At 56.0% G+C, this 6,926-nt stretch carries 7 protein-coding genes; 1 reads left to right on the forward strand and 6 read right to left on the reverse strand.

All coding sequences use genetic code 11. The annotated features are described in order from the left end of the window. Nucleotides 1-6: 6 nt before the first annotated feature. The gene (locus GOB85_RS08425) at nucleotides 7-672 is read right to left on the reverse strand and encodes an alpha/beta hydrolase (RefSeq protein ID WP_173577047.1); all 666 of its coding nucleotides are present in this window, start codon (nucleotides 670-672) and stop codon (nucleotides 7-9) included. 618 nt (nucleotides 673-1,290) lie between these two features. Here GOB85_RS08425 and GOB85_RS08430 point away from each other — a divergent pair. Next, nucleotides 1,291-2,388, forward strand: coding sequence for a cysteine desulfurase family protein (locus tag GOB85_RS08430; protein WP_173577117.1), 1,098 nt, complete (start codon nucleotides 1,291-1,293; stop codon nucleotides 2,386-2,388). Here GOB85_RS08430 and hpnK read toward each other — a convergent pair whose 3' ends face one another. The 5 genes from hpnK to GOB85_RS08455 all read right to left on the reverse strand — a co-directional run. Beyond that, nucleotides 2,389-3,234 (reverse strand): hopanoid biosynthesis-associated protein HpnK, encoded by an 846-nt coding sequence (gene hpnK / locus GOB85_RS08435; RefSeq protein ID WP_173577046.1) that lies wholly within the window; start codon nucleotides 3,232-3,234, stop codon nucleotides 2,389-2,391. It lies immediately after the preceding gene. 18 nt (nucleotides 3,235-3,252) lie between these two features. Beyond that, entirely contained in the window at nucleotides 3,253-4,677 is a 1,425-nt protein-coding gene (gene hpnJ / locus GOB85_RS08440) for a hopanoid biosynthesis associated radical SAM protein HpnJ (RefSeq protein ID WP_173577045.1), read from the reverse strand. 139 nt (nucleotides 4,678-4,816) lie between these two features. Beyond that, complete coding sequence (gene hpnI, locus GOB85_RS08445; protein WP_408737058.1) at nucleotides 4,817-6,019, reverse strand: bacteriohopanetetrol glucosamine biosynthesis glycosyltransferase HpnI; 1,203 nt, start codon at nucleotides 6,017-6,019, stop codon at nucleotides 4,817-4,819. A 79-nt stretch (nucleotides 6,020-6,098) separates the two neighbouring features. After that, a complete protein-coding gene (locus GOB85_RS08450) occupies nucleotides 6,099-6,743 on the reverse strand; it encodes an ABC transporter substrate-binding protein (protein WP_173577044.1) in 645 nt (214 codons plus the stop codon). Beyond that, nucleotides 6,743-6,926: hypothetical protein (locus GOB85_RS08455; RefSeq protein WP_173577043.1), on the reverse strand; the 184-nt coding region annotated here is incomplete at its 5' end. The genes GOB85_RS08450 and GOB85_RS08455, both read right to left, overlap by 1 nt.

Raw genomic sequence — 6,926 nt, forward strand, 5'->3', positions numbered from 1 at the left:
AGAGCTTCAGTCAGCTGCGAGCGCCATAGTGCGTCGCACCATTTTTGTTGTGACGTGATCTTCCAGTGCCTCAACAACCTGGTCCGCCTGTTTGGCGAAAATATGGTCTGCCTCGGGGAAGATACGGTAATCGACCTGCACGTTTTTCTGTGTGTTGAGCTTGTCCACAAGCTTGTGGATTGCAGGCTCCGGTGCGAGGTCGTCCTTGCCTCCGGCAATCATCAGACCGCCACAGGGGCAGGGTGCGAGGAAACCAAAATCGTAATGCGCAGCCGGCGGTGCAACGCTGATCCAGCCGGTGATCTCAGGACGGCGCATCAGAAGCTGCATGCCCACGAAAGCCCCGAAAGAATAACCGGCAATCCACAAAGCCCCGGCATTCGGGTTGACCGCCTGCATCCAGTCCAGTGCGGCCGCCGCATCGGAAATTTCTCCAATGCCACCATCATAGCGACCCTGTGAACGTCCGACGCCACGCGAATTGTAGCGCATCACCGAGAAACCCATTTTCTCAAATGACCGATACATCGCGTACGTGATGCGATTGTTCATCGTGCCGCCATGCAGCGGATGCGGATGAAGCACCAGCGCGAGAGGCGCGTTGGGCTCGCTTGAGTGATGGTAGCGTCCTTCAAGGCGGCCATCCGGGCCGGCGAACATAACCTCTGGCATTAGGCTTCCGCATTTTCTGGCTTCCGTCCCTGGGCATGACGGGCACCTGTTTGAAATGTCATCCGGATCGGGAGCAATGCCTTGCCATTCCGTCCGGGATCGAAAAATATCTCCGAAGAGACCGAAGCCGACGACCGATGTGAAAATTGATCACAAAGGAGCATTGTCGGACTAAGTGGAGACGCGTATTATATCCGATTGGTATGAGTGTATGGAAATAACCGCTTCGCACCTACGGAAAAGGTGCATTGCATCAGACGCAGGGTGAATCGCTCCATCTGCTTCGTATTCGCGGAAAATACGTAACGAGCGGCGGAAGAGGAAAATTTCACCGTATCATGTATTCACCCGAATCTGTCGGGTGTAAGTCGACGTCGGAGTCGATTGACTCAACCGTGTGCCCGGTCATTAATATGCTCTCCCGTCGCAAAGGCGAGACGCAGACGCACCGGTTGCCTGCAGTCAGCGAGACACTGACGATTTCCATCGAATCGTGTCTCTGAAGCCACATATAGCTGCGTGAGCGTGGGTATTGCCACAGAAATCGTACAACCGTCTGAATTACAGTATCTTCACGGGATCAGGCACGTGGTTGATATCCGGATCAGTGACGCCAGGATGATTTATTGTGACGCGAACGCGACGGAGCCGGTCCGTCCCGAGAGTCTTGCTGCCGTCATGGACGCAATGCGAACAACCGGCAATCCGAGTTCATCTCACAAAGCCGGCCGGGTAGCCCGGGCATTGCTTGATCAGGCGCGGCGCACCGTCTCGAAGCATATGGGAGGATCAGTAGAAAACTGTGTGTTCACTTCCGGGGGGACCGAGGCGAACGTTCTTGCTGTAAGGGGAATTGGGCAGGGCCGACGGATTCTCATAGGGGCAACCGAACATGACGCAGTCCGCCGTGCACCTGAAGAAGGCGCCCGGACTGGCATTATCCCTGTCTCTGAGAATGGCATAATTGACTGCGAAGCCCTGGAAACGCAGCTTGTGTCATCATCACAGGCCACACTTGTTTGTGTGATGCTTGCTAATAACGAGACCGGGGTAATCAACCCCATCCGGGAAATTTCCCGGTTGTGCCGGAAAGCCGGGGCTAAGCTGCATGTCGATGCGGTGCAGGCCGCAGGCAGAGTGCCTGTCGATATTCTGGCTCTTGGTGCCGATAGTATCGCTGTGTCAGGTCATAAATTTGGTGGTCCCAAGGGTGCCGGAGCCCTGCTCCTCGCAGATCAGGCGCCTGTTCCACTTTCTCCGATGCTGGCCGGAGGGGGGCAGGAACGCGGCCGGCGCGGCGGCACTCCGGCCCTGCCTGCTATCATGGGAATGGCTGCCGCCCTTGACGCCGCTCTTGCCAGCCCTCGCGATCTGAGCCCGTTACGGGACGCTATCGAGATGGCCGCACTTCAGTCCGGGGCTATACTAAGTGGTACGAGTGCTCCCCGCCTTGCCAATACCACCTGTCTTATACTGCCCTGGATGAAAGGCGAAGCGCAGCTTATAGCGCTTGACCTTGATGGGTTTTGTGTCTCTGCCGGCGCGGCCTGCTCATCCGGCAAGGCTGCTTCGTCACACGTCCTGGAAGCAATGGGGTTTGGAGAACTGTCCGGACATGCAATCCGCGTCTCGTTGCCGTGGAACGTGGAGGCAGATGTGGCCGAACGATTTTCAGCAGCCTATGAGCGTATGGCAGCCAGACGGCGCCCGATCTGACTAACGGACGTCATTCCATCCAATAAGCTTTGTCGACGAGTGCTTAAATCCGGCTCGAAAACCCGGGCTGCAAAGTGCTGCGAGTTCTGCTTCGTGTTCATATGTCGGCATCAGCCGTTGCAGCAGAGCGTTTTTTGCAGTTGCAGGGTGAAAATAGATCTCAGACACACCTTCCGGCAGATGAGCGGCAAGTGCCGCGACCCGGCCGGCGGTCATATGTCCGCTCCATGCTATGCCAAAACACCAGTCATTTGTCACCATGCCTGCTTCGTGAGCCTGGTGTCGAAGCACAGCTGTCCAGCGTCTCAGTGCGGCGTCGCCGAGCGTATCAGTATATGTCCCCGCTGCGTAAAGCGGCTCGGGTGGTTCCAGCGGCACGCGAACCGCCCGCAACCCGAAACGTTTTCCCGTTTCGATCAGCATTTTCCCAACTGTCGGGTGCAAATGCATGTGCTTATGCGCATTGGCGTGATCAAGCGTCAGTCCGGTAGCTGCAAAAGCATTCAGCTGCGCCTCAATTTCCGCCGCGAGCTGCCGCCGGACAGCAGGGCGAAAAAAATACTCGATACCAAGTTTCAGCTGATCGGACGGAAACTGACCGTCTTCGGAAACAAGAAGAGGTATTTGCGAAGGAGGTAAAACAGCAGGTCCTTCTATAACCACAAGGTGCAGGCCGACCCGCAGGTCAGGAAGCCGCTTTGACCGTTCGATGGCATCGTCCACAGCCGGACCGGCAACCATCAGGCTCGCTGTGGACAAAACCCCGTCGCGATGCGCGATTTCGATCGCCTCATTGACCTCAACCGAGAGACCAAAATCATCAGCCGAGACGATTGCACGCTTCATAGACCAGACAATCGGTTCTTATGCCGCGTTGCGGTCACGCAGGAAGTGAAAGAATTCCACGCCTTCACGCAAACGGCGCTTCATCATCTGGGGGCTGCGGACCATTTCGCTGACGATGGAGGCGATCTTAGGCGCGCGGAAGTAAAATTTCTTGTAGAATTCATCAACACTGTTGAAGATTTCAGTGTGCGACAGATGCGGGTAATGCAGCGGAGCCATCTGCACACCGTTCTCGTCGATCAACTCCGCGTGGTCTGCATCGAACCAGCCATTTTCCAGAGCCTGCTTATGCAGCGCCGTTCCTGGGTAAGGCGCGGCCAGGGAAACCTGCATGGTATGCGGGTTGATTTCGGTAGCGAATTTGATGGTTTCCTGAATCGTCTCTTTCGTCTCGCCGGGCAGGCCGACGATAAAGGTGCCGTGAATTTTAATGCCAAGCTCGTGGCAGTTTTTCGTGAATTCGCGGGCAACTTCGACGCGCATGCCTTTTTTGATGTTGTGCAGAATCTGCTGATTGCCGCTTTCGTAGCCGACAAGTAGCAGGCGCAGGCCGTTATCCTTCAGGACTTTAAGAGTGTCACGGGGGACATTGGCTTTGGCGTTGCAGGACCAGGTGATTCCCATTTTGCCGAGTTCTTTTGCGATAGCCTCGGCGCGAGGCAGGTCATCGGTGAATGTATCATCGTCGAAGAAGAATTCTTTGACCTGTGGAAAATACTGGCGTGCAAGTCGGATCTCAGCAGCAACATGCTGTGGGCTACGTGTGCGGTAATGGTGTCCGCCGACGGTCTGCGGCCACAGGCAGAACGTGCAGCGCGATTTGCAGCCGCGGCCCGTATAGATCGAGATATACGGGTGCATCAGGTAGCCGATGAAGTAGTCTTCGATCCGCAGGTCGCGCTTGTAAACTTCCGTCACGAACGGGAGACTGTCCATGTTTTCGATCATGGCGCGGTCGCGGTTATTGACAATGACGCCTTCGCTGTTGCGCCACGATATGCCGTCGACATCCTTGAAATCCCGACCTTCGGCAATTTCCTTAATCGTGAAATCAAATTCGTTGCGGGCAACGAAATCAACCGGAGCCCCTTTCAGGAGGCTTTCTTCCGGCTGGACTGCGACCTTCGCGCCGACGAAGCCGATCTTCAGATTCGGGTTCACGTCTTTGAGCATCTGCGCGACCTCAACGTCCTTTGCGAAGGACGGGGTTGAGGTGTGGATCACGACGAGGTCGCGATTCCTGGCGTCTGCGAGCACGGGCTCCATCGTGAGGCCAGCCGGAGGGGCGTCGATAAGACGGCTGCCTTCGACGAGGGCCGCCGGCTGCGCCAGCCATGTCGGATACCAGAAGGACTTGATCTCGCGTTTCGCCTGGTAGCGTGAGCCTGCGCCGCCGTCGAAGCCATCAAATGTGGGCGGCTGCAGAAACAGGGTCTTCATCATGGCGTGAAATCCTTACCAGGCAGAACCGGAGCAAAAAAAAGTTTCAGACGGGTATCGCTCTCAGGATCGCGTTGCAATAGCCGTGTTTCAATAGCAGACAGCCCATTTGCAGCAGAGCTTGCTGACTGGCGGACCCGATCTATCGTCGTTCACCGGGAGAAAGTGGTGTCACAATCGGAGCGGTGGACGCCGGAGGCGTTACGTGTGGTGTGACATGCATAGTGTGGCCTCGCCAGTCCACACGGGTTCCTGTCATGCTTCCCAGCATAATTGCAGCCGAAAGCCAGTCACGGAAAGGCAGGAGAAGAAGAGGAAACAGTGATCGCTGGCCGACGGTGCGATCCATGGCGAAGGCGCAAATCGCCCGGAAGAGCCACCCGAAAAGAAAAACCGTGAGCGGCCAGTCAGCATGAGGCTGGAATAATATGGCAAGCGCAAGCCAGAAAAGAGGGAGCTGAATCGAGGAGGCAAGATATCCGCCGGGGGCAAGTGCCCGCACTGTACGTCCCCAGCGCAATTCATGGCTGAGAAGATCGGAGAATGTTTTCTCGCCAATCGTGGTCCAGGTCATGCAACCTGCGATTCCAATATTGTCTTCGCGGGCACGGACCAGCCGCCCGAGAACGGCGTCATCCGCTACGTGTGGAACAAGTGCTTCGAAGCCGCCGACTTCTTCAAGTGTGGCCTTTGTAAGCGCCATGGTCGCGCCCAGGCAGTCCTGCCGTCCAAGGTAACGGGACAGCAGTACACCTGGCAGGAAGTTATGATTGATCTGACAGGCGGATAACAGGCGAGGAAGACTGTTTGTGGCAGGGAGGCCAGCATACAGCGTCGTCACCAGGCCGGTTCCGGGCTTCCTGAGGCTAATGACTACCTGACGGAGATAATCCGGACCAACATGGATATCGGAATCGGAAACGACAAGAATTTCATGTTTCGCATGTGGAAGCATATTGATCAGATTGCTGACCTTACGGTTTTCTCCATGCATGGCGCCATTGACGACCAGAGTCATTTCAACCGCCGGATGACGGTGCCGCAATCTTTCAACGATTGCTATGGCCGGATCATTGGCTCGCTGAACACCGAAAACAATCTGAAATTCCGGATAGCTCAGAGTGCAGAAGCTCTCAAGCGCCTCTTCCAGTAAGGGTTCATCACCATGGAGCGGCTTGAGAATTGTAACCGGAGGCAGCCCCTGCGTCGGCTGAGATTTCCTCTGCCGGGCACAGAATCGCGCAACAAGAAGCGTCCCAAGTGCAGCCTGAACGCAGCCAGCGACACCGATCGCACTGCAGATCAGCGCTGAGAACGGAAAAAAAGGAAGCATCAGATTCGACATGCAGCCATGGCCGTCACGTTCTCCGTCCTGTGCGAGACGAAAAGCAAAGCGTAGAACGGGACGGCCGGTGCATGAGGTCTTAGTCCTCGGAGAAAATTTTAACTTTCTTATTCAGTACAGCGATCAGACCGTTGACGCCACCCGAGGAAAGCGTTGAGCCGAAATCCGACCGCTGGTCTGCGGCCTGGCTGATATGTCCCTGCAGAAGTACGTCCACAACTTTCCACGTTCCGCCATCCGGATGAAGAATGTAATCGATTTCGGTACCGGGCATATTGTCGGCTGATCCGATATAAGTCGTCACGATCTTGTTGCCACCCGTTGGCGAATTACGGATTTCGGGCCTCAGGGTGAATTTCGCTCCGGAGCCCTTTTTAAAGCTGGAGAGATAGCGTGCCACTGTATACTCGCGGAATGCCTGCAGAAGTTTCTGCTTGTCATCTGTTGAAAGCTGCATGTAGCGGGCAGCTCCGATAGAGGAGCGCAACACTGTTTCAAGGTCATAAACCTGATCAACAACAGGCCCAAGAGCCTTAGCCCTTGCTTCAAAGGAGCCGGCGCCCGATTGCTGGATCCCATCCAGGGCCTGGTCCAGAGCTGCTACCGGCGCTGTCACGGCATTCGTGGCCTGAGCATATGCCGGGGCAGGAAGGGCGACCGTAAACAGGGCCAGCGCCGCACTGGCGAATAGTGCGGACGAGAGCGGGCGGCGGGTCTTGATCATTATTTTATTCCTGATGCCATTCTCGAAGAAACGCTTTCCATCATTCCCTCACTGACACCGATTGCGTTGAGTGCGGTATGGACGATGTGCGGGGCGTTGAGTTCTGCGACGTTATATTGCTCGAACTGCGAATTATGATCGATGAACCGATCAGGCAGGGTCATGGTGCGGAGCCGGACGTGG

The sequence above is a fragment of the Acetobacter fallax genome, from assembly GCF_011516735.1.
Lineage (GTDB): Bacteria > Pseudomonadota > Alphaproteobacteria > Acetobacterales > Acetobacteraceae > Acetobacter > Acetobacter fallax.